Below are 24,436 nucleotides of genomic sequence, written 5' to 3'. Positions count from 1 at the left end.
CAACGGCCGGGTGTCACCTGAACAGGAACCGTTCGGGCGCCCGGAGGGGGGGTGCTAGAGTAGGGGCAAATGACGACGACCATTGCCAAGGGGCTGGAAGGGGTGCTCTTCACCGAGAGCAAGCTGACCTTCATCAACGGTACGGAGGGCATCCTCACCCATCTGGGCATTCCGATCCAGGAGTGGGCCGAGAACAGCACCTTCGAGGAACTGAGTCTGGCGCTGCTGCTGGGCCGCCTGCCGAACGCGCAGGAACTGGCCGAGTTCGACGCCGACCTGAAGGCCAACCGCGAAATTCCGGGCGAGCTGGTGGAGGTCATCAAGGCCTTCCCGCGCGGCGTGCATCCGATGCAGGCGCTGCGCACCGCCGTGTCGCACCTGGGCCTCTTTGATCCGCAGGCCGAGGAGACCAGCGAGGCCGCCCGCACCGCCATCTCGCGGCGCATGATCGCGCAGTTCGCCACCATCATCGCAGCCATCAACCGCGCCCAGGAGGGCCAGGAGCCGGTTGCGCCGCGCCTGGACCTGACGCACGCCGGCAACTTCCTGTACATGTTGACCGGTCAGGAGCCGACCGCCGAGCAGGCGCGCCTTTTTGACATCGCGCTGGTGCTGCACGCCGACCACGGCATGAACGCCAGCACCTTCACGGCCATCGCCACCGCCAGCACCCTCTCGGATCAGTACAGCGCCATCGTGAGTGCCATCGGGGCGCTGAAAGGCCCGCTGCACGGGGGCGCCAACGAGGCCGTGATGGACATGCTGGACGAGATCGGCACGCCCGACAAGGCCGCCTCTTACATCACCGACAAGCTGGACCGCAAGGAGAAGGTGATGGGCGTGGGGCACCGCGTCTACAAGTACTTCGACCCGCGCAGCCGGGTGCTGCGCGACTACGCCGCGCACGTGGCCGAGAAGCAGGGCAAGAGCCACTACTACCAGATCCTGGAAACCATCGAGAAGACCGTGGTGGACCGACTGGGCAGCAAGGGCATCTACCCGAACGTGGACTTCTACAGCGGCACCGTCTACAGCGATCTGGGCATCCAGAAGGCCTACTTCACCCCGATCTTCGCGCTGGCCCGCATCAGCGGCTGGTGCGCCAGCGTAATCGAGTACGAGCGCGACAACCGCCTGCTGCGCCCGGACGCCGAGTACACCGGCGCCACCAACCAGCACTACGTCCAGCTGCAGGACCGCTGAGGAGCGGACACGGGGCGGGGGTCTGCGGGCCCCCGCCCCATTGCTGTCCCGGCACGTTCAGGCGAGCAGGGCGAGCAGGCGCTGCAGGTCTGGGTCCGGGGCGGGCGCGTGGTTCAGCGCTTCGCCGAGGGCCGCCCGGGTGTCCTGGGCCGTCACTTCGGGCGCGGTCAGCGTCAGTCCGGCGGCCTGTGCCCGGGCGCTGCTGACGTACATCAGCCCGCTGCGGACGCCGCCCGCGGGCCGGTAGAGCGGAAACCGCGAGAGCGGGATGCCGTGCGCCGCCAGCGTCTCCAGGCCCACCCACACCGGCCGCTCCGCGCCAAGGACGCGCACGAACTCCGCCCAGGTCAGGCGCGGCCCGGCCAGGTTGTACACGCCGCCCAGGTCCGCCTCCAGCACCCGCACCGTGAAGGCGGCCACGTCGCGCACGTCAATCACCTGCAGGTGATCGCTTCCGTCGCCGGGAACGAGCAGCGGGCCTGCCTGGGCAGCGCGTACGAGCCACGGCACGTACCGCGGCGTCGGGTCGCCCGGTCCGGTCACCACCTGGGGGCGCAGCACCGTCAGCCGGTCGCCGAACAGGTCCCGGAGCCGGTCCTCGCAGGCCACCTTCGAGGGGCCGTAGGTGCGGTCATCCAGGTGCTCAACCCGCTGCACCGCGTCCTGTTCGGCCGGCGTCAGGCGCGGCGTGAGGTCCGTTTCGGTGACGGGGCCTTGCGGGTCCCCGTAGGCCGCCGCTGCGCTCACAAACACGTACCGGCCCACCCCGCTCAGGCGCTCGCCGCTGGCCTGCACCTGCTGGGGCAGGTAGCCGCTGAGGTCCACGCAGACGTCCCATTGCGGACCGTCCAGGGCCCGCAGACCGCCGGGGGCGTCCCGGTCGCCGGTCAGCCGCTCCACCCCGGCGGGCAGCGCGGCCGGCGTCTGGCCACGCGCCAGGACGCTCACCCGGTGGCCTGCGGCGGCGAAGGTGCGGGCCAGCTGGCCGCCGATAAACCCGGTGCCGCCCAGAATCAGAATTTGCATGCCGCGAGTGTGCCATAGCCGCCGGGAGCACCATCAGGATCCCGCTGCCCAGTGGCCGCCGATCCGCACCCCATCCGCCCTACTCCAGGTCCAGGACGAACGCGGCCTTCAGTCCGGCCTCGGCGGTGTCGCGGGCCACCTGCGGCACGAAGCCCAGCGCCAGCACCGCCCGGTACGCCCGGACGGCCAGGTCGCGGTCGCCCTGGGCGTCGCGCACCTGTCCCAGCCGGGCCAGCACCAGCCCCGGCAGGCTGCGCGGATGGTCGGCGAGGCTATGAGCGGCGCGCTCCAGCAGCGCCCGCGCGCCCGGCAGATCGCCCACCGCCAGCCGGATCCCCGCCGCCGCGTAATCCAGTTCGGCCCGGGGGGTGATGGCGTCGCCCGTCTCCCGCTCCAGGGCGTCCAGCAACGCGCTCAGGTCGTCGTCCTCGTGCAGCTGCTCGGCACGGTCGGCCAGGGCCCGCAGCCGCGACGCCTCGCCCGGCGCGAATGAGCTGGCGTCCGGCAGCCGGGCCTGCGGCAGCCGTTCCAGCAGGCCCGGCAGGTCGTCCAGCGCGGCCAGCGCCGGCCCACTGTGGCCGTCCAGCCGCTCCGCCAGCGTGTCCAGCCGCCGCTGCTGCCAGCGGGTACCGGGCCCCTCGTCCAGGGCGGCGGCCAGCGCCCGGTGGGAGTCGGCCAGCTGTGCCAGCAGATCGGCGCTGATGAGCCGCTCCAGCGTCAGCGGACCGGTCAGGGCCTGCTGCATCGCCGCCTCCGCCTGCGCCGCCGTCCGCAGCCGCTCACGGCCCTGAGGAAACTGGTTCAGGAACTCCTGCAGCTGCTGATGCTCCTGCTCGGCCCAGGCCCACTCGGGGCTGAGCTCCTGCACCGGCAGACCCGCCGCGCCCAGCGCGTCGCGGACCGGGTGTTCCGGGTCGGGACCGCTCAGCCACAGCACCGCGTCCGTGCCGAGCGTCCGGGCCAGCTCCACCACCGTGGCCGCGTTGTAGTGCGGCTGCAGGCGCAGCAGGTCGCCCAGGTCAGGCAGCAGGACGATGGTGCGGGAGGCGGTCACTCGCTCAGGATTGTAGCGCCGCGCCGCCGCAGTTCGTCCAGCAGGGCGGCCGGATCGGCGGGCGTCAGGTAGTAGGTGGTGTCGCCGCTGGTGAGCAGCAGGGCGGGCGCCTGGGCGGAGGTGGCAACCGCCATCACCTGCCCGTCGGCGGTGGCGTGCAGGCCAGTGTAGTAGCCGGGCAGGCCGGTGCCCATCAACCGCACCCGCAGCAGGCTGCGGGCCGGGGTCACGCTGAGGGTACGGTACGGAAGACGGTCCACACCCAGCCGCCGCCGCACCTCCAGCGCTTCGGGGGTCAGGCGGTAACTCAGCGGCGGCCACGGCCACAGCACCACACCCGCCAGCACGATCAGCGGCAGCGCGATCAGCCAGCTGCGCAGCGGAATGTCACGCGGACGCGGCAGCGTGAAGGTGTCGGTGGAGCCGTTCTGCAGGGCGGTCAGCAGCGCCCCGGGGTCCGCCGGGGTGATGGCCACCGGCCGCCGGCCCGGCACCTGGAACAGCAGCACCTGCGGGGAGCAGTCGGTGTACAGCTCGTAGCGCTGCCCGCTGGCCGCCATAAAGCGGCCCACGCAGGTGCCCCCGCTGGAGGTGCCCATGGTGCGCCTCAGCGGGGGCAGCGTCACCGCCTGCACCGACGTTCCGGCCCGGACACGCCGCTCGGTGGTGATGCTGCGGATGGTCAGGACCCCCCCCTTGACCTCATAGCGCGGGTAGCCGAGCAGCTGAGGCAGCAGCAGCAGCACCGCCACCCCAAGCAGCAGGGCCGCGAGCCCCCAGCGCAGCAGCTGAGGCACCACGCTGCGGTGGCTGGCGGGCCGCACCACGACCGTCGGCGCTGAGGAGGAGGGCGTCATGCTCCGATGCTACCGCCCGCAGCTGAAGATCCGGCGAACGGCAGCTCAAGCGGCTTTATCTCAGCCCGGCGCCACTCGGAATAGTGCGGCCGTTCTTGTTGCCCATCCTCAGCACGTCGCGCACCCCGTCCACCGTCCGGATGCCGTCGGCCAGGCGGGTCAGGTCGGTGTGGTCACCCACGTCCAGCCGCAACAGGATGTGGGCGGTGGGGCCGCGCACCTCCGCCTGCACCTTCAGCGGGCTGCGCCGCTCGTGCACCAGCTGGGCCAGCACGTCGGCCAGCAGACCGGGGCGGTCGTTGGCCACCACGTCCAGATCCACGGTGCTGCGCCCCGGACTGCTGGGATTCCACGACGCCGGGCGGCAGCGGTCCTCCGGCTCGTCCTTGAGCAGCCGCACCATGTTCGGGCAGTCGATGCGGTGGATGGTGTAGCCGCGCCCGCGGGTGATGTAGGCCATGATCTGGTCGCCGGGGATCGGGTTGCAGCACATCCCACGCTTGGCGCTGGTCAGCACCCCTTCCACGTACACCCGCTCCGCATCGGGCGCGCGCGGCACCGGGGTCGGGCGCGGGACCGGCGCGCGCAGTTCCGGCTCGCTGCTGGGGGCCAGCACCCGCGCCACCATCCCGGGCGTCAGCTTGCCGGCATGCAGCGCCAGGTACAAGTCGTCGGGGTTGCGGGTGCCGGCCAGCTTGTCGGTCACGTCCTCCAGCACCTTGGTGCGCATCAGCTGCCGCACCGGCAGCTGCCGCTTGCGCAGGTAACGCTCCAGCAGGTCATGGCCATGCTGCAGCGCCTCGCTGCGCTCCTGGGCGCGGAAGTGGTGGCGGATCTTGGCGCGCGCGCTTCGGGTCACGGCAAAGTTCAGCCAGTCCTTGCTGGGGTTGCCCTGCTTGCCGGTCACGATCTCGACCATGTCGCCGTTCTGCAGCTGGTAGCTCAGCGGCACGATGCTGCCGTTCACCCGCGCGCCCACCGCCGTGTCCCCGATGCGCGAGTGCACGTTGTACGCGAAGTCGATCGGGGTGCTGCCGCTCGGCAGGTCGCGGGTGTCGCCCTTCGGCGTGAACACCACCACCCGGCCGCCCAGCAGGTCGTCCTTGACCGCGTCCACGAAGTCGCTGGCGTCCAGAATCTCGTGCTGCAGCTGCTGCAGCCGGGTGATCCACGAGTCGCGGTGTCGGTCCGAGAGCTTCTCGCCCTGCTTGTACATCCAGTGCGCCGCCACGCCGTACTCGGCCACCTCGTGCATGCGCCGCGAGCGGATCTGGACCTCGATCGGCTGGCCGCTGGGGCTGATCACGGTGGTGTGCAGGCTCTGGTAGCCGTTGGGCTTGGGCACCGCGATGTAGTCCTTGAAGCGGCCGGGAATCGGGGTCCACATGCTGTGCACAATGCTGAGCGAGTGGTAGCACACCCGCTTCTCGCGCACCTCCTCGGCCCGCTCCTGGCGCTTGTTGTCGGCCGGCTTGCCCTGGGGGGCCTGCAGCGGCCGCGGCGACAAGATGATGCGGATCGCCAGCAGATCGAAAATCTGCTCCAGCGCCTTGCCCTCCTTCTGCATCTTGGTGTAGATGCTCCAGAGGTGCTTGCTGCGGCCCGACACCTCCATCTCGTCAATCCACTCGTACAGCTCGATGTCCTCTTCCAGTGCCTCGCGCATCTGCAGCAGCGCGCTCTCGATGTGCGCCTGCCGCTCCTCCTGCCGGGTCCGCAGGCGATCCTGCAGCTCCCGGTAGGCGGCCGGGTCCAGGTACCGGAAGCTCAGGTCCTCCAGCTCCCACTTCACCTGCCCGATGCCCAGGCGGTGGGCCAGCGGCGCGAAGATCTCCATCGTCTCGCGGGCGATGCGCGCCTGCTTCACAGCCGGCATGCTGCCGAGCGTCCGCATGTTGTGCAGCCGGTCGGCCAGCTTCACGATGATGATGCGGATGTCGCTGGTCATGGCGATCAGCAGCTTGCGCATGTTCTCGCTCTGCTCGTCGCTGAGGCTGCGGTCCGGGTCCTGGGCCTTGGCCACCTTGGTCAGCTTGCTGACCTTGGTCTCGCCCTCCACGATGCGCCGCACGTCCGGACCGAAGGCGCGCTCCACGTCCTCCAGCGTGACGGACGTGTCCTCCACCGTGTCGTGCAGCAGGCCGGCCACCAGCGAGTCGGTGTCCATGCCCAGCTCCGCCAGGATGACGGCCACCGCCACCGGATGGGTGATGTACGGCTCGCCGCTCTTGCGGTTCACTCCGGCATGGGCTTCGTTGGCGAAGTCGTAGGCCCGCTCAACTTTCTGACGTTCCTCTGGCGTGCGTTCCTGAATCAGGGGCCAAAGGGCCTCCATGCCGTGCATCCGCGCAGAATACAGGAAACGTAAAGCCGGGAGGCGACCCGGCTCACCAAAAAAAACGCCCCATGAGGGGCGTGGAAGAGGTGGGGGTCAATCAGCGTGAACGGACGCGAACAGGAACCGGCACCGGTTGAGGCTGGGCCGGGCCACGCAGCGCCTCACGCAGCCAGTCAAAAAACTCCTTCAAACCGTTCACACTTTGTACTCTACGCCCCCCACCATGAGAGCAATGCACTCTGCATGACAAGCGCTTGATGATGCCTTGCCTTCCCCCCCAGATGGGGGTGAGGGCCACAGAACGTCAGCCACGCCGGCCACCGAGCATGCCCACCAGGTCGTCGAGGGCGCTGCCGTTTCCATTGCCATCCAGCGTGCGGCTGAGCGTGCTGAGCACGTCATTCTGGCCCTGCCCCTGGCCGCCCATCGGCATCTGCGGCTGGCCGCCACCCAGCACGCCGCCGAGCATGCCGCCCAGTCCGCCATTGCTCAGGCCGCCACCGCCCAGACCGCCCCCCATGGCGCCGCCCAGCACGCTGCCGAGCATGCCGCCCAGCCCACCGCCGCCCATCGAGCCGCCCTGGCGGCTGCGGGCCAGCGCGCCCAGCACCAGCGGCGCCACCGTGCTGAGAATCTGCATGGCGGCCTGCGGATCAATGCCGGCGTGCTGTCCGACCGCGTTGGCCGCCGCGCCAGCCTGCTGGCCGAACACGTGGTTCACGATCTGCTGGCCCTGCTGCGGGTCCGGCAGCTGGCCGTTGCCGTAGGCGTCCAGCACCGAGCCGTCATGCTGTTCCAGCGCCTGTCCCAGGGCCTGCTCGCCCTGCGGATGCTGGACGTTGCGGGTCAGGCCGCTCAGCAGCAGCGGCACTGCCGCCTGCATCGCCTGCTCGGTCTGGGCCGGGCTGGCTCCCACCTGCTGCGAGACGGTGTGGGCCTGTTGGGGAATCAGCGAACCGAGGGTATCGAATAGGGTCATGGTGCACCTCCGTGTGCTGCAGGGTACCGGAGCGGGCCGGGACCGCCCGTGCAGAATTCCTGAGGAAGCGCCCAAGGCCGCCGGAGAAACGTGGCCGCGCGCCCGCCAGCCCGGGCAGTTGCCGCCCGCTGGGGCGCGTGCTACAGTGCTGTCTGCCCGGAAGTCCAGGCTCTCCGGAGAGGTGCCAGAGCGGTTGAATGGGACAGTCTCGAAAACTGTTGTGTGGGCAACTGCACCGTGGGTTCGAATCCCACCCTCTCCGCCAAGCAGCACACGCACCACCACAGCCGTACGCAGCCGTGCCGGAATGCCGCCCCATGTATTCCGGCACGGTTCTGTCTGTGTGGCGGCGGCTTGCCTCTGCCCCCTCAGCCCTGATACACTCGCCTTTAGTGTCTTGAGCTTGGTAGGGCGTAAGACAGCCGGGTGGTTTCCGGGGCACGCGCTGCACCTTCCCCCAAGTCGCGGCGGCGGGCAACAGACCAAATCCCCTTATCAATTGGAGTATCACGGTGAAAACCTACGTTCCTGTCATCACTGACAAAGAGCAGACCTGGGTGGTCGTGGACGCGGCGAACGTGCCGCTGGGCCGCCTCGCCACCGTCGTGGCCAGCCACATCCGCGGCAAGCACCGCCCCGACTTCACCCCCAACGTCGCCATGGGCGATTACGTTGTGGTGGTGAACGCCGAGAAGGTCGCCCTGACCGGCAAGAAGCTGGACCAGAAGGTCTACACCCGCTACACCGGCTACCAGGGCGGCCTCAAGAAGGAAACCGCCCGCGTGGCGCTCGACAAGCACCCGGAGCGCGTCATTGAGCACGCGGTGTTCGGCATGCTGCCCAAGGGTCGTCTGGGCCGCGCCCTGCACACCCGCCTGAAGGTGTACGCCGGGACCCAGCACCCGCACGTCGCCCAGCAGCCCCAGACCCTGGAGATCAAATAATGGAACAGTACTACGGAACCGGCCGCCGCAAGACCGCCGTGGCCCGCGTCTTCCTGCGCCCTGGCGAGGGCCGCATCGTGGTGAACGGCAAGGAATTCCAGCAGTACTTCCGTGGCGTGGTGCGCGCCGTGCACGCGCTGCAGGGCTTCCGTGAGACCGGCACCCTGGGCCGCTACGACGCCGTGATCACGGTGCTGGGCGGTGGCCCCACCGGTCAGGCCGACGCGATCAAGCTGGGCATCGCCCGTGCGCTGCTCAAGATCAACCCCGACTACCGCCAGCAGCTGAAGCCGCGCGGTCTGCTGACCCGCGACCCGCGCGAGGTGGAGCGCAAGAAGTTCGGCCTCAAGAAGGCCCGCCGCGCTCCTCAGTTCAGCAAGCGCTGAAGCCAGGCACAAAACACGGCCCTCCCACATAGGGAGGGCCGTGTTTTGTGCCCCGCCCTCCCCTGCTACACTCGCCGCATGACGCCCCTGCCGTCCGGACCCTGGGTGCTGCAGATGCGCTGGCTGGAGCTGTGCTTCATGCACTGGGCCGTGGACCCGGCGGTGCTGCGGCCCCAGCTGCCGGCGGGCCTGACCCTTGACACCTACGATGGGCAGGCCTACCTGGGCGTGGTGCCGTTCCGGATGGCGGGCGTGCGGCCACGCGGCACGGTGGACGTGCCGGGCGTGTCGGCGTTTCCAGAGCTGAATCTGCGCACCTACGTGACCGCCGGCGGCGTGCCGGGAGTGTGGTTCTACAGCCTGGACGCGGCCCAGCCGCTGGCCGTGCGGCTGGCGCGGTCGCTGTTCCACCTGCCGTACTTTGACGCCCGGATGCAGCTGGAGCGCCGCGGCGACGTGCTGGCGTATGCCAGTCAGCGCACCCACCGAGGGGCCCCGGCCGGCCAGTTCGCCGCCGCCTACCGACCCGTCGGGCCCGCCTTCGAGGCGGAGCGCGGCACGCTGGAGGACTTTCTGACCCGGCGGCTGGCCCTGTACAGCGCCGACCGGCAGGGGCGGGTCTACCGGGGCCACATCCATCACGTCCCCTGGCCGCTGCAGCGCGCCGAGGCCGAGCTCCGCGTGAACACGCTGGCGGAGCCGCTGGGCGTGGCGCTGGAAGGCGCGCCGCATCTGCTGTACAGCCGGCGGCTGGATGTCCAGGCCTGGGCCATCCGGCCGGTCCGGTGACCGCAGCCGGTCTAGCCCGGTCCCCTTGACCGGCCGGCACCGCAGCCCGTACAGTCTGAGGCAATGAACGGTTTCCGCTCGCTTCTTCTTACGCCACTCCGGAGGGAGTAGGGCGTCAGAGCAGCGTCGCCACACCCACCCCCGGAGTGCCGCAAGCCTCCGGGGGTCTTGTTGTTTCGCCTCTCGTCACAGGAGCCACCACCATGACCGAAGCCAGCCGTATCCAGCCCATCCGCATCTTCGACACCACCCTGCGTGACGGTGAGCAGAGCCCCGGCGTGGCCCTGAACCACCAGCAGAAGCTGGAGATTGCCCATCAGCTGGCCCGGCTGGGCGTGGACGTGATCGAGGCGGGCTTCCCCATCGCCTCGCCCGGCGACCTGGAGGGCGTGCAGCGCATCGCCCGCGAGGTGCGCGGCCCGATCATCACCGGGCTGGCCCGCGCCGGCCGCGCCGACGTGGAGGCCGCTGCCCGGGGCGTGGAGGACGCCGAGCGGCCGCGCATCCACACCTTCATCGCCACCAGCCCGATTCACATGGCCAAGAAGCTGAACCTGGAACCGGACGCGGTGGTGGAACGGGCGGTGCAGGCGGTCACGCTGGCGCGCAGCTTCGTGGACGACGTGGAGTTCTCGGCCGAGGACGCCACCCGCAGCGAGTGGCCGTTCCTGGCGCGCATCTTCAAGGCCGTGGTGGAGGCGGGCGCCACCACCATCAACGTGCCGGACACGGTGGGCTACACCACCCCCGACGAGATGCGCGCCCTGTTCGCTTTCCTGAAGGGCGAGCTGCCGGAGCACGTGTACCTGAGCGCCCACTGCCACGACGACCTGGGCATGGCGGTGGCCAACAGCATCGCGGCGGCCGAGGGCGGCGCCCGGCAGATCGAATGCACTGTGAACGGCATCGGGGAGCGGGCCGGCAATGCCAGCCTGGAAGAAATCGTGATGGCCTTCCACACCCGCCGCGACGTGTACCACTTCGAGACCGGCATCCGCACCCGCGAGCTGTACCGCAGCTCCCGAATGGTCAGCCGCCTGAGCGGCATGCCGGTGCAGCCGAACAAGGCCATTGTCGGTGACAACGCCTTCGCGCACGAGAGCGGCATCCACCAGGACGGCGTGATCAAGGCGCGCGAGACCTACGAGATCATGAACGCCGAGCTGGTGGGCCGCGAGGCCGCCGTGCTGGTGATGGGCAAGCACAGCGGCCGGGCCGCCTTCCGCAAGGCGCTGACCGAACTGGGCTACACGGTGCCGGAGGAGCGCATCGGCGACCTGTTCACCCGCTTCAAGGATCTGGCCGACCGCAAGGGGCAGATCTTTGCCGATGACCTGCGGGCCCTGGTGGACGCCCGCACCGACGTGCCGCAGGCGTTCGGCCTCGAGCGCTTCCAGGTGAGCAGCGGCAGCGACATGCAGCCGCTGGCCTACGTGCGTCTGAGCACCCCCGAGGGCGTGCGCGAGGCGACCGCCACCGGCGACGGCGGGGTGGAGGCCATCTTCCACGCGATCAACGCCGCCACCGGCATCGCGCCGCAGCTGGAAATCTACCGGGTGCAGGCGGTCACGAAGGGGGCCGAGGCGCTGGGCGAGGTGAGCATCACCGCCCGCCACAACGAGACCAGCCTGCACGGCACCGGGGTGGACACCGACGTGGTGGCGGCCAGCGCCCGCGCGTGGCTGCGCATCAGCAACCAGATCGTGGCGGGCCTGGGCAAGTCGCGGCAGGTCACGCAGGGCACGGTATAACCGGTCCCATGATCCTCGAACTCGCCACCATCACGCTCAAGCCTGGCAACGCGGACGCCTTCATCTCAGTGATGCCCGACGCCTTTCCCATCGTGGCCAGCACGCCCGGCTACATCCGCCACGAGCTGCACCGGGGGGTGGAACACCCCGACACCTTCACGCTGATGATCTGGTGGGAAACGCTGGAGGCGCACACCGTCACGTTCCGCGAGTCGGAGCGCTTCTCCGCCTGGCGGGCGGTGTGGGGCCACCTGATGGAGCGCTCCGACGTGGTGCACGTCACGCAGGTGTACTGAGCGTCAGCGCGGCCCGGCCGTGTGCTGCCGCTCCAGCGCCTGGCGCTGCTGCTCGGTGTGCCAGGCGCTGGCCTGGGTGTCCGAAGAGGTCACCAGTCCGCCCTGCCCGGGCGGCGCGTCCAGAATCACCAGCTGGGCGGTGTCCACGTAGAAAGCGCCGTAGCGTGGCAGTAGCTCGATTACCTCGCGGATCTGCTCCAGCGCGGCGCGGTGCTCCGGGGCGGGGCGGGTGCCCGGCTGGCCCTGACGCGCCACGTACACCCAGTCGGCCAGCGGGTAGCGGTCGCCGTCGCGGTTGACTCCGAAATACACCGCCGTGATGCCCTGATCGCGCAGCGGGGTGAACGCCTCGTCAAAATCGTCGTGGTAACCGAAGCACAGGCCGCTCAGATCCTGCTCGGCCTCCAGTTCCAGCCGCAGGCGCCGCTTCTGCGAGTGGTACATGCAGGTCATGCCCGGACGTACCTCCACGCTACCGCCCGCCTCATCCAGCTGCAGCAGGGCGCTGGCCACGTCGAAGGTGTATGGCTGACAGTACTTCACGCCCCATACGAACACGTCGGGCGACAGCAGTTCCGGGTAGCGGTCCTGCTCCTCGACGCGGCCGTCCAGGTACTCGGTCACGGCGTAGTCGCTGGGGCGGCTGTCGTCATCGATGAAATCCAGGCCGTAGTGGATGCGGCGGATGCCCTGCAGGTACAGCACGCTGGACAGCTCCAGCAGCATGCTCCTGAAGCGGATGTTCACCTCGCGCAGATCGTCCTGTATGGGGGTCATAACATCTCCTTGAACGGGACAGGGCGGACGGACGCTGCCGCTGGTCTGCCCACCGCCTGCGGGACAGCCCGGAGCAGCCCAGCCGGACCCTCCCCCCGAGATTACGTCAGCAGCAGAACCGCGGCAAGGGTAAGCATGACACTTGCGCTGAGGTCCTTACATGCCTTCTCAAATAATGGTCGCTCTTATCTTTGATCTGATGAGTCATCTTATCTTTAAGCGCATCATCACATGAGCGGACGCCAGCGTTCATTGATCAATGCACGCTGTCTAGGGTCTAGACTGCCCACATGAAGACCATCGGGATCATTGGCGGCATGAGCTGGACCAGCACGGCCGAGTACTACCGGCTGCTCAACGAGCAGGTCACCGCGCAGCGCGGCGGCCTGGAGTCGCCGCCGATCCTGCTGCACAGCCTGAACTTCGCGGAGGTGGTGGAGATGCAGCGTTCGGGCCGCTGGGATGAGGCGGGTGAGCTGCTGGCCCGGGCGGGACAGGGCCTGGAACGGGCCGGAGCCGACTGCCTGCTGGTGGCCACCAACACCATGCACAAGGTGGCCCCGGCCATCGAAGCGGCCACCGGCATTCCGCTGCTGCACATCGCGGACAGCACCGCTGAGGCGATCCGGGCCGCCGGGCTGACACGGGTGGGCCTGCTGGCCACCCGCTTCACCATGGAGCAGGACTTCTACCGCGAGCGGCTGGCGCGGCACGGCATCGAGGTGCTGGTACCCGACGCCGAGGAGCGGGCCGAGGTGCACCGCGTCATCTTCGAGGAACTGTGCTGCAACGTGGTGCGCCCGGAGGCCCGCAGTTTCTATCAGACGGTCATGCAGGGTCTGGTGGCGCGCGGCGCCCAGGGCATGGTGCTGGGCTGCACCGAGATCATGCTGCTGGTGGGGGCGGGCGACACCACGGTTCCGGTCTTCGACACGACCGCGCTGCACGTGGACGCGGCGGTGCGGTTCGTGCTGGATCAGGCGGCCCGCCCGCAGCCCGTCCCGGCCGGCTGAGGCTCCCCTTTCCTTACTTCCCTGTTTGTCTGTCCTTCCCGGCGGCTCGCCGTCCGTCAGCGCCTAGACTGGACAGCATGACCGACACCAAGACCCGCCGGCTGAACTGGAACAGTCACCACGTCACGCAGGGTGACGAGCGTGCCCCGAACCGCGCGATGCTGCGGGCGGTGGGCTTTCAGGACGCCGACTTCCAGAAGCCGATCATCGGGGTGGCACACGCCCAGAGCAACATCACGCCGTGCAACAACGGCCTGGGCGAGCTGGCTGACCACATCACCGGGGCCATCCGCGAGGGCGGCGGCATGCCGCAGGTGTACGGCACCATCACCGTGTCGGACGGCATCAGCATGGGCACCGAGGGCATGAAGTGCAGCCTGGTGAGCCGCGAGGTGATCGCCGACAGCATCGAGACGGTCAGCCGGGGCCAGAGCCATGACGGGGTGATCGTGGTGGGCGGCTGCGACAAGAACATGCCGGGCGCCATGATCGGCATCGCGCGGCTGAACATTCCGGCCGTCTTCGTGTACGGCGGGACCATCAAGCCGGGGCACTACGGTGGCAAGGACCTGACCATCGTCAGCGTGTTCGAGGCGGTGGGGTCGTTCGGGGCCGGCAAGATCACCCGCGAGGAGTTCGAGGCGGTGGAGCGCCACGCCTGCCCCGGCAACGGCAGCTGCGGCGGCATGTACACCGCCAACACCATGAGCAGCGCCTTCGAGGCGATGGGCATGAGCCTGCCGTATTCGTCCACCATGAGCGCCGTGGACGCTGAGAAGGCCGTGAGCAGCGCCGACAGCGCCCGCGCCCTGCTGCGCCTGATTGAGGCCGACATCCGGCCGCGCGACATCCTGACCAAAGAAGCTTTCGAGAACGCCATCACGGTGATCATGGCGGTGGGCGGCAGCACCAACGCCGTGCTGCACCTGATGGCCATTGCGCACGCCGCCGACATCGACCTGACGCTGGCAGACTTTGAGCGCATCCGCGAGCGCACCCCGGTGTTCTGTGACCTGAAGCCGAGCGGCCAGTACGTGGCCACCGACCTGCACGACGTGGGCGGCATTCCGCGCGTGATGAAGATGCTGCTGAAGGCGGGCCTGCTGCACGGCGACTGCCTCACCGTGACCGGCAAGACGGTGGCCGAGAACCTGGCCGACGAGCCGGACGAGCCGAACCCCGGCCAGAACGTGATTCGCGCCTACGACGATCCGCTGTACGTGCAGGGCCACCTGGCGATCCTGCGGGGCAACCTGGCCCCGGACGGCTCGGTGGCCAAGATCAGCGGCCTCAAGAGCATCAAGATCACCGGCCCGGCCCGCGTGTTCGAGAGCGAGGAGGAGGCGATGCACGCCATCATGGCCGATCAGATCCGGGCCGGCGACGTGCTGGTCATCCGCTACGAGGGACCCAAAGGCGGCCCCGGCATGCGCGAGATGCTCTCCCCCACCAGCGCCATCATCGGCAAGGGCCTGGGCGACAGCGTGGGCCTGATCACCGACGGGCGCTTCAGTGGCGGCACTTACGGGCTGGTGGTAGGGCACGTGGCCCCGGAGGCGTACGTGGGCGGCCCGATTGCCCTGGTGCAGGAAGGCGACACCATCGAGCTGAACGCCGAGACCTGCGAACTGACCCTGCACGTGCCGGAGGACGAGATCGGCCGCCGCCGCGCCGCCTGGGTCGCTCCGGAACCGCGGTACAAGCGGGGCGTGCTGGCCAAGTACGCCAAGCTGGTCAGCAGCGCCGCCCAGGGCGCCGTGACCGACTGAGGCAAGTGGATGGAGCAGGGCCGCCCGCCAGGATGGGGGCGGCTTTGCTCATGAGCTAGGCTAAACAGATGGCTGTACCAAACTTCCAGGCATTTTTCCGACCATTTTTGGAGGTGCTGGCTGACGGGCAGGAGCGCTCAGTCAAAGAGATGCGTGTGCTCCTGGCTGTATCCATGCATATCTCAGCAGATGACTTGCTGGAAACCGTCAAGAGCGGCGTACAGACCCAATTCAATAACAGGGTTTCCTGGGCGAAGACATATCTTGCGAAAGCAGGTGTGATCGACAGTCCCAGCCGCGGGATGGTCAGAATCAACGACAAGGGCAGGATGTTGCTATCAAGCGGCGGTAAAATCGATAGCCATTCACTCGATTCCTTCCCAGAATTCTCCGAATTCAAAAAACGGAGTTGTAATGCTCCTGAAGCCACAATTGAGTCTGATGCTCCTCTCAGCATGGTCTCGCCCGAAGAACAGCTGGACGCCCTGTACCGTGAACTCAATACGGCCCTGGCCGATGAGCTGCTGGCACAGGTGATGCAGCTTTCACCTCAGCAGTTCGAGGTGCTGGTGGTGCAGCTGCTGGTGGCGATGGGCTACGGGGGCACCGTGAAGGATGCCGGCGAAGCGCTGGGACGCAGCGGCGACAACGGCATTGACGGCACCATCAAGCAGGACCCGCTGGGCCTGGACCGGGTGTATCTGCAGGCGAAACGCTGGCAGAACAGTGTGGGCAGCCCGGAGATCCGGAACTTTGCAGGCAGCCTGAGCTATCACAAGGCCAGCAAGGGCGTCTTGCTCACGACCTCGGACTTCAGCGCCAGCGCCCGCAGCACCGCGCAGCAGATCGGCAACATCATCCTGATTGACGGCCCGCAGCTCAGCCGCCTGATGATCGAGTACGGGGTGGGGGTGCTGACCCGCAGCACCTATCAGCTGAAGCGCATCGACAGCGAGTTTTTCGAGGAGATCTGAGTCAGGCCACGGCCCTGAAGGGGGCACCTCGGGTCCCCTCAGCTCTGCGCTGGGGACCGCCGCGCCTCCAGCATCAACATCGCCACCAGCAGCACCACACCGAAGGCCAGCTGGACCTCCGTGCCCCAGCGCAGGCCCAGCGGCACGCCGAGCAGCATCAGGGCAGCCACCACCAACCGCAGCCGGCCCGGCCCGATCTGCACCACCCGCCGGTACAGCACGTCGCCCAGCAGGTACAGGGCCAGCCCGGCACCCAGGTTCCAGGCGGCCGCTGCTTCCGGCCGCAGCGGGTCCGCCACCCCCAGCTTCACTCCGGACGCCAGCAGCACGATGCCGGCGATCATCAGGTAATGGCCGTACCCGAAGCCGTTCAGCGCCATGCGGGGCCGCCGCTCAGCCGGGGCGCGGGCCAGCGCCGATTCGGCCAGATGGTCGTCGTGGTCGAAGTAGCTCCACCACAGCGCCGCGCTGAGGGCCAGCGTCAGCAGGGCGGCCAGCAGCACCGGGGCGCTCAGGGCGCGGTCACCCAGCCCCACTCCGATCGCCACGATGCTCTCGCCCAGCGCCACGATGATCACCAGCCCGTGCCGCTCGACAAAGTGCGCCGGGCTGAGCGTGAAGCCGCTCTCGCGCCGGAAGGCCGAGGTGAGCGCCACCACCCCCACGGCAGCCATCCACAGCGCCCATTTCCACGGCGAGAGCGCGAACCCGGCCGTCAGCACCAGAAGCACCGAGGCGAGATTGAAGGGCGCAATCCCCAGGATGGCCCGGCTGCTGCTGCCGGGCGCGCGGCGGAACAGGCCGGCATGCACCAGTGTCACCAGCAGATAGCCCAGCCCGAAGGCCACCCCATCGTGGCCGAACACCTCCGGAATGGCCAGCGCCATCACCAGAAAGCCTGCCATCCCGCCAATGATCAGCAGGCGGTGCTTGACGGCGTCGGTCCGCACGTTGCTGGTGAGCCAGGCGTAACCGCTGTAGATCCACCACGTGACGGCCAGCACCAGGGCCGCCCGCGCGTACCCCTCCGGGCCGTGCGGGTGCGCCACCAGCGCCGAGAGCTGCGTGATGGTGAACACGAACACCAGGTCCAGGAACAGCTCCAGCGTTCCCACCCGCTCAATGGTGGGCGCCTTGGCCGCCTGGACGCCGGACATCTCACTCAGCGTACAGGATGCACGCCACCCGGCCCCACCTGCTGTCCTCACCTACAATCAGGCGCATGTCGCTCGCCGCTGCCCGCCCCCACTCCCGCCACACGCTGGGCCTGGCCCTGCTCATTCTGGTCACCGCCATCTGGGGCAGCACGTTTGCGGTGGTCAAGGACGCCACGGATTCGCTGGCTCCGGCAGTCCTGATCGCGTGGCGCTTCAGCATCGGCACGCTGGCGTTGCTGCCACTGGTGCTGCTGTGGCGCCGCCCAGCGACCACACGGCCGGCCGCTGCCGACGCTTCCACCCCGCTGTGGCGCGACGGCCTGCTGCTGGGGCTGTGGCTGGTGGCCGGCTACGGCACCCAGACCATCGCCCTCACCAGCACCAGCGCCAACCGCGCGGCCTTCATCACGGCGCTGAGCGTGGTGATGGTGCCGCTGTATCAGGCGCTGGTGGCCCGCACCCGGCTGGGCGCCGGGCTGTGGGGGGCGGTGCTGCTGGCAGTGGGCGGCTTGGCGCTGCTCAGCTGGGAGGGCGGCGCGCTGGTGGTGGGCGATGTGTGGGCGCTGGCCTGCGCCATCACCTACGCGGGCTTCATCGTGACGCTGGAACGCACCGCCCAGCGGCACGACGCGCTGCCCTACACCCTGGCCCAGCTGGTAGCGGTGGCGGCGCTGGCGTGGCTGTGGGCCCTGCTCAGCGGCGCCCCGCTGCTGCCCCCGCCGCAGACCTGGGGACCGCTGCTGTACCTGGGCGTGGTGGCCAGCGCCGTCACCACCCTGCTGCAGACGCTGGGGCAACGCTGGGTGAGCGCGGTGGAAGCCAGCGTGATCTACGCGCTGGAGCCGGTGGCCGCCAGCATCTTCAGCTTCTTCCTGCTGGGCGAGCGGGTCGGAGCACGCGGCTTCCTGGGCGGCGCGATGGTGGTGGCGGCCACGCTGCTCAGCCAGCTGGGCAGTGGCCGCCCGGAGGTGCCGGAAGTCCACAGCGAGCCGGAAGAGCAGGGCGCGTAGCCGCCCCGCTGCCCTTCAGCTCAGCCCGAAGTCGAAGACCGTCAGCTCGGCCGGGCAGGCGAGCCGCAGCGGCACGCCCGTCACGCCCAGCCCGTGCGAGATGTACCCGCGAATGGTGCGCGGCGGGGTGCGCGGAATGCTGCCGTCTGCGGCAGACGGCTGGGCGGGGGCAGTGTTCACCCAGCCTTCCAGGAACCGGGTGCCGTACAGGCTGGCCCGCTTGACGGCCCCCAGCAACGGCAACTGCACCTGCCCGCCGTGGGTGTGGCCGCACAGGGTCAGCGAGATCTGCGGCGGCACGTTCGGCAGGAAGTCCGGGTTGTGGCTGAGCAGCAGCGCTGCCCCGCCCTGATACCCGGCCATCATGGCCGCCGTGTCCTGGTTGCCGAACCACCAGTCGTCGGTGCCGGCCAGATACAGGTCCGGGCGCAGCTGAACTCCAGCGTTGTTGATCACCTGGATACCCACCTCCTCCAGCCGCCGGGCAAAGCTGGCGCGGGCCGCCTGGGTGTTCAGGCTGGTCCAGTCGTGGTTGCCGTACACCGCATACACGCCCAGCGGGGCCGACAGGCGGGCGAGTTCCCGCAGCAGCTGGTCCTTGCGGCGCAGGCCCATGCCGCTGTCCAGAAAGTCCCCGGTGATCACGATCAGCTCCGGCTGTTCCTGCAGCACGGCGTCCACCCAGCGCCGCACCGTTCTGGCCCCGATGAAATTGCCGTAGTGCAGGTCGCTGAGCTGCACCACCCGGAGCGGGGTGGTCAGGCCGCGCAGCGGCACCGCCTCGCGGGACACCCGGAAGCGGTAGGCCCCGGAGAGGGCGTACAGCAGGGTGCCGCCCAGCAGGGTGAAGAGGGTCCGGGTGGCGCGGTGGGTCAGGGAGGCAGACATCCAGCCCAGCCTACCGAAGTCCTCTCAGGCGTGTGTTGGCTGCAGCTTGAGCAATACCACCTCGGACGGGCAGAGGTTGCGGACCGGCAGCCCCGACACGCCAAGCCCGCGCGACACGAAGGCCCGCACCGGATCATGAATCCAGCCCTGGGCGAAGCGCTGGCCGTAGCGGCTCGGCACCACCGGCGCGCCGATCAGCGGAAAGCGCACCTGTCCGCCGTGGGTGTGGCCGCAGACGGTCAGGCCCAGCCCGGCGGGCAGCTGCGGCAGCAGGTCCGGGTTGTGAGTCATCAGCAGGGTGGCGCTGCCGGCCGGGGCCGCCTGCAGCGCCGCCCCCACCGCCGGCTCGCCCCACGACAGATCGTCCACCCCGGCCACATACAGGTCCGGCCGCACCGACACGCCCTGGTTGGTCAGCACCCGGATGCCGGCCTCGGCCAGCTGGGCCTGCAGCCGGGTCCGCTCCCGCGCCCAGTCGGGGTTGGCCGGCCCGCGCCGGGCGTTGCCGTAGCGCCCGAAATACCCGTAGTCGTGGTTGCCCCACACCGCGTATACGCCCAGCGGCGCGGACAGCCGGCCCAGTTCGGCCAGCAGCAGGTCGGCGGGTCCGCGCATCCGCTCGTCCAGCAGGTCACCCGCCAGCAGAATCAGGTCCGGGCGAGCCGACCGGGTGCGCTCCACCCAGCCGCGCACCTGCGCCGTGTGAATGTACGGCCCGTAGTGCAGGTCGGTGAGCAGCGCGACCTGCAGCGGGGCCTGCAGGCCCGCGAGCGGCGCCACGTGGACATTCAGCTGCGCCGGCGCGTAGGCCTGGGCGGTGGCCATGCCGCCCCCCAGCAGGCCGGCCCCACCCAGGCCGAAGACGGCGCGGCGGATCAGCTGGCGGCGGGTCAGGTCAGGCACCGTTTCATGGTAGACGGCCCGGCTGACGGCAGATGAGACGCGCCCGCCCGCCGGGCCTCCCCCTCCAAAGCATGAGCCTGCAAGCTGCTACCCTGACCAGCATGACCGCTGCAGCCCTGACCGTGATTCTGGCCGACGTGCAGACCCTGGACCCCGCCCAGCCGCGTGCCGAGGCGGTGCTGGTGGGCGGCGGGCGGGTGCTGGCGGTGGGCGATCACACCGAGATGCGGGCGCTGGCCCCCCAGGCGACCACCCTGGACCACCGGGACCGCCTGCTCACCCCCGGCCTGTGCGACGCCCACACCCATCTGGTGAGCTACGGCTTTTCGCTATCGCAGCTGAACCTGCACGGGGTGAGCAGCGTGCCGGAGGTGCAGCGGCGGCTGGAGGAACGTTGCGCGACGGTGCCGGCGGGGCAGTGGGTGGTGGGCGGCGGCTTTCTGCTGTCCCAGCTGGGGCTGGACGGATACCCGGACGCGGCGCTGCTGGACCGGGTCAGCCCGCACCACCCGGTGCTCCTGTACTCCCGCGACCTGCATCTGGCCTGGGCCAACTCGCTGGCGCTGCGGCTGGCCGGGGTCCACGAGGACACGCCGGACCCGGAGGGTGGGCAGGTGGTGCGGCCGCTCGGCACGCTGCTGGAGCACGCCACCGGGCTGGTGGCGCGCGCCATTCCGGCGCCCGACTGGCAGGGCACGCTGGAGGCGGCGCAGCGTGGCGCGGCCGACCTGCGCTCCCGGGGCTTCGTGAGCACCCACACCATGGCCTACGAGTCGCCTGAGTCGCCCCGGGCGCTGGCCACCCTGGCGCACCAGGGCGAGCTGCCGCTGCGGGTGTGGGCCTGCCTGCCGCATGACCGGCTGACGCTGGCCCGCGAGCTGGGCCTGGGGCCCGGCAGCGGCGGGCGCTTCGAGTTCGGAGGGGTCAAGTTCTTCGCGGACGGGGCGCTGGGCAGCCGCACCGCCTGGCTGCACGCGCCGGGTTTTGCCGACGGCAGCGGCACCGGCATCGCCCTGGATTCGCCGGAGCTGATCCGCGAGCTGGGCCGGGAGGCGCTGCAGCTGGGCTTCACGCCGGTCACGCACGCCATCGGGGACCGGGCCAACACCGAGCTGCTGAACGCCTACGACGACCTGAGAACGCTGGCGGCCCAACGGGGCCTGCGGCTGCGGGTGGAACACGCCCAGCACCTGCGCCCCGAGGACATCGCGCGCTTCGAGGGGCTGACCGCCAGCGTGCAGCCGATTCACCTGCAGGCCGACGGCCAGATGATCCGCACGCTGCTGCCGCACCTGGAGGCCGGCAGCTATCCGTTCCGGCGGCTGCAGGACGCGGGCGCGCTGCTGGCCTTCGGTTCCGACGCGCCGGTGGCCGCGCCGGACGTGCAGGCCACCTTCCGGGCCGCCACCACCCGCCTTGCAGACGACGGCCTGCCGCTGGCTGCAGACGAGGCGCTCACGCCGGGCGAGGTGCTGCACGCCTACACCCGGAGTCCGGCCCTGGCGGTGGGCTGGCACGACGAGGGCCACATCGTGCCGGGCGCGCGGGCGGCCTTCACCCTCTGGGACACGCTGGGCGGTCAGGCGGAGGCGCTGGTACTGGACGGCGGGCGGTAACGCTCAGCCGAACACCCGGTCGCGGTGCTCCTCCAGGGCCTCCCGCTCCAGCACCGCAACAAATGGCGCGAGCTCGGCGTCCAGCCGGGCGGACTGCTCGGCCGACAGCATCACGGTTCCCGGCTGCGGCCACGCCTCCACCACCTGCATCCGGTCGGCGGTGGGCGGGTGGGAGGCGTCCAGTCGCAGCCGGTCCTGCCGCCGCCTTGCCCGCATCCTCTCCCACTGCGCTTCCGGCAGGTGCTCGAACATGTGCTGCAGTTCGGCAAAGGCGTGCGGCCGCTCCGGCATCATCCGCTGCTTGTGCAATGCGCTCTCCAGCAGGTGACCGAGGTGCAGCTTGTCCAGCGCGGCCCGTTTCGGCGCCGAGCCGGCCACCCGCGACGCCAGCAGGTCGGCACGGTACTCGGCCGCCTGCTGGTCCGCCCCTACCAGCCCCAGCAGCAGCTGCAACAGCCCCCAGGGCAGCAGCGCCACCGCCTTCGTGATCATCATCGCAGTCAGCGCGATCAGCCCGGCCTGCGCCTCCATCAGCGGGTCGGGCCACAGCCCGTCCACCGCGCTCGACAGCACCCGCAGGGCCGCCCACACCGCGCCCTGGCGGGTCGGATCGCCGTTCTTGAGGTGCGCCAGCTCATGGGCGATCACGGCCACCCGTTCCTGTGGCCGCAGGGCGTACCACAGGCCCAGGCCCAGCCCCAGGGTCGGTTGACGCCGCCACCCGTGCATGCCCATGAAGGCGTTCATGTCCGCGTTGAGCACCACCCGCACCGGACGGTCCACCCCCATGTCCTGGCTCACCCGCCGCACCAGTGTGTGCAGCTCAGGAGTGTCCTGCGGGGTCAGCTCCAGGCCATCCAGCCGGTTCACCCGCGGCCAGGCAATCCAGGCGAACGTCAGCAGCGGCGCGGCCACCATAAAGGCCATCAGCCGCGCCAGCACGTTCGCGTGGCCCCTGCCGACAACAATCAGCGCGAACCACACGCCCAGCAGTGTCAGCAGCCCGAACACCACCAGCACCAGCACCGACAGCACCTGGGCCAGCACAGCGCGCGCCGGCTGCACCGGAGCCTCCTGCGTCACGAACAGGTCGCGCAGCCGCTCGGATTCGCGGTCGGCCACCCGCTGCCACGCCTGCTCCAGCACCGTCTGAGGCTGCATCTGGTCGGTCATGTTCCGCAGCATAGGGGGAGTTTCCGGGGCCAGGGCCCACATGTGCGCTACCCTCCCCCCATGCAGCTGCACGACCTGGCCCGCGCCCTGAATCTTTCCCAGCCGGCGGAGAACCCGCACGTCACCGGCATCACCCACAACGCCGGGTGGGTGCAGCCCGGAGACGCGTTCGTGGCGATCCGGGGCGCCCGGGCGGACGGCCACCACTTTCTGGCGCAGGCCGCCGAACGTGGGGCTGTGGCGGTGCTGGGAGAAGGGCTGCCGGACGGCCTGACCTCGCCGCTGCCGTATCTGACGGTGCCGGACGCCCGCGCCGCCCTGGCCGACGCCGCCGCCGCGCTGAGCGGCCACCCCAGCCGTCAGCTGCAGGTGGTGGGCGTGACCGGCACCGACGGCAAGACCACCACCTGCTGGCTGACGGTGCACCTGCTGCGCTCGGCGGGGCTGGCCTGCGGGCTGCTCAGCACGGTGGGCTATCAGCTGCCGGACGGGCAGACCCGCCACTTTCCGGCCCACTTCACCACGCCCGAAGCGCCGCAGGTGCAGGCCACCCTGCGGGCGCTGGTGGACGCTGGGCGCGCAGGCGGCGGTGCTGGAGGCCAGCAGTCACGCGCTGGCGCTGGAGCGGGTGCGGGCCGTGGCGTGGGACGTGGCGGTCTGGACCCAGCTGACCAGCGAGCACCTGGACTTTCACGGCACGCTGGAGCAGTACTTTGCGGAGAAGCGCAAGCTGGTCGAGCGCGCGCCCTTCGCGGTGCTGAACCTGGATGACCCCTGGACCGCGCAGCTGATGCACCTGGGGCCGCACGTCACCTACGGCGAGGCAGAGGGGGCCGACTGGCGGGCCAGCCACCTCCAGGAGCGTCACGACGGGCTGCACTTCCGGGTGGACTCGCCGCTGGGTGAGCTGCAGGCCATCCTGCCGATGATCGGGCGCTTCAACGTGCACAACGCGCTGGCGGCCATGGCCGCCGCCGCGCGGCTGGGCGCCACCCCGTCACAGCTTCTGGCCGGACTGGCCAGCTTCGGGGGCGTGCCGGGTCGGATGGAGCTGGTGCCGGGGGGCCAGGGGCGGCGGGTGGTGGTGGACTTCGCACATACGCCGCCCAGCCTGGAGAAGGCGCTCAGCACCCTGCGGGCCACCACGCCGGGCCGCCTGATCGTGGTGATCGGCTCGGCGGGCGGCCCCCGCGACCCGTCCAAACGCGCCCCGCTGGGTGAGGTCGCCACCCGGCTGGCCGACCACGCCATCTTCACCGAGGAGGACCACCGCGATACCCCGCTGCAGCAGATTCTGGACGAGATGGCGGGTGGGGCGGCGGGGCGCAGCAACTATGAGCTGATCGGCGACCGGCAGCAGGCGATCCAGCGGGCGGTGCAGCTGGCCCGGCCCGGCGACACAGTGCTGCTGGCCGGCAAAGGGCCCGAGGACACCCTGGAGCGCGGCGACCGGACCGTGCCGTGGAACGAGGTGGCCGAGGCGCGGGCAGCGCTGGCTCAGCTCAGCGGCGACCCGGCCTGAAGCGGCCCCCG

21 protein-coding genes, 1 tRNA gene and 2 pseudogenes are annotated in these 24,436 nt (G+C 70.0%); 14 read left to right on the top strand and 10 right to left on the bottom strand.

What is annotated here, in order from left to right:
* The first annotated feature begins 69 nt into the window (after nt 1-69).
* On the top strand, nt 70-1,203 hold the full coding sequence (locus ABOD76_RS13700; protein WP_350242518.1) for a citrate/2-methylcitrate synthase: 1,134 nt from the start codon (nt 70-72) through the stop codon (nt 1,201-1,203).
* A gap of 57 nt (nt 1,204-1,260) precedes the next feature.
* Here the strand turns inward: ABOD76_RS13700 and ABOD76_RS13695 are convergent, their stop codons facing one another.
* From ABOD76_RS13695 to ABOD76_RS13675, 5 genes are all read right to left on the bottom strand, one after another.
* The gene (locus ABOD76_RS13695; protein WP_350242517.1) at nt 1,261-2,229 is read right to left on the bottom strand and encodes an NAD-dependent epimerase/dehydratase family protein; all 969 of its coding nucleotides are present in this window, start codon (nt 2,227-2,229) and stop codon (nt 1,261-1,263) included.
* A gap of 79 nt (nt 2,230-2,308) precedes the next feature.
* Nucleotides 2,309-3,283 (bottom strand): hypothetical protein, encoded by a 975-nt coding sequence (locus tag ABOD76_RS13690; RefSeq protein WP_350242516.1) that lies wholly within the window; start codon nt 3,281-3,283, stop codon nt 2,309-2,311.
* Complete coding sequence (locus tag ABOD76_RS13685) at nt 3,280-4,140, bottom strand: PH domain-containing protein (protein ID WP_350242515.1); 861 nt, start codon at nt 4,138-4,140, stop codon at nt 3,280-3,282. Before ABOD76_RS13685 ends, ABOD76_RS13690 begins: the two co-directional genes overlap by 4 nt.
* A 55-nt stretch (nt 4,141-4,195) precedes the next feature.
* Nucleotides 4,196-6,475, bottom strand: coding sequence for a RelA/SpoT family protein (locus ABOD76_RS13680; RefSeq protein WP_350245271.1), 2,280 nt, complete (start codon nt 6,473-6,475; stop codon nt 4,196-4,198).
* 307 nt (nt 6,476-6,782) lie between these two features.
* Nucleotides 6,783-7,457, bottom strand: a complete 675-nt coding sequence (locus ABOD76_RS13675) for a DUF937 domain-containing protein (RefSeq protein WP_350242514.1) — start codon at nt 7,455-7,457, stop codon at nt 6,783-6,785.
* 175 nt (nt 7,458-7,632) lie between these two features.
* On the opposite strand from ABOD76_RS13675, the gene ABOD76_RS13670 reads away from it, so the two are divergent.
* From ABOD76_RS13670 to ABOD76_RS13645, 6 genes are all read left to right on the top strand, one after another.
* Nucleotides 7,633-7,722: transfer RNA gene (locus tag ABOD76_RS13670), tRNA-Ser, on the top strand.
* 247 nt (nt 7,723-7,969) lie between these two features.
* Nucleotides 7,970-8,401 carry a 50S ribosomal protein L13 gene (gene rplM / locus ABOD76_RS13665; protein WP_350242513.1) on the top strand — a complete coding sequence of 144 codons (432 nt, stop codon included), beginning with the start codon at nt 7,970-7,972 and terminating at the stop codon, nt 8,399-8,401.
* Nucleotides 8,401-8,787 (top strand): 30S ribosomal protein S9, encoded by a 387-nt coding sequence (rpsI, locus tag ABOD76_RS13660; RefSeq protein ID WP_350242512.1) that lies wholly within the window; start codon nt 8,401-8,403, stop codon nt 8,785-8,787. Before rplM ends, rpsI begins: the two co-directional genes overlap by 1 nt.
* A gap of 78 nt (nt 8,788-8,865) precedes the next feature.
* The gene (locus ABOD76_RS13655) at nt 8,866-9,576 is read left to right on the top strand and encodes a YqjF family protein (RefSeq protein WP_350242511.1); all 711 of its coding nucleotides are present in this window, start codon (nt 8,866-8,868) and stop codon (nt 9,574-9,576) included.
* A 203-nt stretch (nt 9,577-9,779) separates the two neighbouring features.
* The gene (locus ABOD76_RS13650) at nt 9,780-11,327 is read left to right on the top strand and encodes a 2-isopropylmalate synthase (RefSeq protein WP_350242510.1); all 1,548 of its coding nucleotides are present in this window, start codon (nt 9,780-9,782) and stop codon (nt 11,325-11,327) included.
* Nucleotides 11,328-11,335: 8 nt separating this feature from the next.
* A complete protein-coding gene (locus tag ABOD76_RS13645) occupies nt 11,336-11,623 on the top strand; it encodes an antibiotic biosynthesis monooxygenase family protein (protein ID WP_350242509.1) in 288 nt (95 codons plus the stop codon).
* A 3-nt stretch (nt 11,624-11,626) separates the two neighbouring features.
* Here the strand turns inward: ABOD76_RS13645 and ABOD76_RS13640 are convergent, their stop codons facing one another.
* Complete coding sequence (locus ABOD76_RS13640; protein ID WP_350242508.1) at nt 11,627-12,400, bottom strand: hypothetical protein; 774 nt, start codon at nt 12,398-12,400, stop codon at nt 11,627-11,629.
* 290 nt (nt 12,401-12,690) lie between these two features.
* Between ABOD76_RS13640 and ABOD76_RS13635 the strand changes: the two genes are divergently transcribed.
* The 4 genes and pseudogenes from ABOD76_RS13635 (at nt 12,691) to ABOD76_RS13620 (ending at nt 16,156) form a co-directional block, all read left to right on the top strand.
* Nucleotides 12,691-13,413, top strand: coding sequence for an aspartate/glutamate racemase family protein (locus tag ABOD76_RS13635; RefSeq protein ID WP_350242507.1), 723 nt, complete (start codon nt 12,691-12,693; stop codon nt 13,411-13,413).
* A gap of 77 nt (nt 13,414-13,490) precedes the next feature.
* Entirely contained in the window at nt 13,491-15,182 is a 1,692-nt protein-coding gene (gene ilvD / locus ABOD76_RS13630; protein WP_350242506.1) for a dihydroxy-acid dehydratase, read from the top strand.
* Nucleotides 15,183-15,250: 68 nt separating this feature from the next.
* Nucleotides 15,251-15,463, top strand: a pseudogene (locus ABOD76_RS13625) (winged helix-turn-helix domain-containing protein); the annotation flags it as partial.
* A gap of 174 nt (nt 15,464-15,637) precedes the next feature.
* Nucleotides 15,638-16,156, top strand: a complete 519-nt coding sequence (locus ABOD76_RS13620) for a restriction endonuclease (protein WP_350245270.1) — start codon at nt 15,638-15,640, stop codon at nt 16,154-16,156.
* Between the two features lie 38 nt (nt 16,157-16,194).
* Here ABOD76_RS13620 and ABOD76_RS13615 read toward each other — a convergent pair whose 3' ends face one another.
* Nucleotides 16,195-17,313, bottom strand: coding sequence for a low temperature requirement protein A (locus ABOD76_RS13615; protein WP_350242505.1), 1,119 nt, complete (start codon nt 17,311-17,313; stop codon nt 16,195-16,197).
* 65 nt (nt 17,314-17,378) lie between these two features.
* Between ABOD76_RS13615 and ABOD76_RS13610 the strand changes: the two genes are divergently transcribed.
* On the top strand, nt 17,379-18,323 hold the full coding sequence (locus ABOD76_RS13610) for a DMT family transporter (protein ID WP_350242504.1): 945 nt from the start codon (nt 17,379-17,381) through the stop codon (nt 18,321-18,323).
* Between the two features lie 15 nt (nt 18,324-18,338).
* Here the strand turns inward: ABOD76_RS13610 and ABOD76_RS13605 are convergent, their stop codons facing one another.
* Both ABOD76_RS13605 and ABOD76_RS13600 read right to left on the bottom strand, forming a co-directional pair.
* Entirely contained in the window at nt 18,339-19,211 is an 873-nt protein-coding gene (locus ABOD76_RS13605) for a metallophosphoesterase (RefSeq protein ID WP_350242503.1), read from the bottom strand.
* Between the two features lie 24 nt (nt 19,212-19,235).
* Nucleotides 19,236-20,114, bottom strand: a complete 879-nt coding sequence (locus tag ABOD76_RS13600) for a metallophosphoesterase (RefSeq protein ID WP_350242502.1) — start codon at nt 20,112-20,114, stop codon at nt 19,236-19,238.
* Between the two features lie 101 nt (nt 20,115-20,215).
* Here ABOD76_RS13600 and ABOD76_RS13595 point away from each other — a divergent pair, with 101 nt between their 5' ends.
* Nucleotides 20,216-21,730 (top strand): amidohydrolase, encoded by a 1,515-nt coding sequence (locus tag ABOD76_RS13595; protein ID WP_350242501.1) that lies wholly within the window; start codon nt 20,216-20,218, stop codon nt 21,728-21,730.
* Between the two features lie 3 nt (nt 21,731-21,733).
* On the opposite strand, the gene ABOD76_RS13590 is transcribed toward ABOD76_RS13595, so the two are convergent.
* Entirely contained in the window at nt 21,734-22,903 is a 1,170-nt protein-coding gene (locus ABOD76_RS13590) for a M48 family metalloprotease (protein ID WP_350242500.1), read from the bottom strand.
* Nucleotides 22,904-22,963: 60 nt separating this feature from the next.
* Here ABOD76_RS13590 and ABOD76_RS13585 point away from each other — a divergent pair.
* A pseudogene (locus tag ABOD76_RS13585) lies at nt 22,964-24,425 on the top strand (UDP-N-acetylmuramoyl-L-alanyl-D-glutamate--2,6-diaminopimelate ligase).
* Nucleotides 24,426-24,436: the final 11 nt, after the last annotated feature.

The organism is Deinococcus sonorensis KR-87 (genome assembly GCF_040256395.1).
Lineage (GTDB): Bacteria > Deinococcota > Deinococci > Deinococcales > Deinococcaceae > Deinococcus > Deinococcus sonorensis.
The sequence above is the reverse complement of the archived record's forward strand: the minus strand, read 5'-3'. Positions and strand labels throughout refer to the sequence as shown.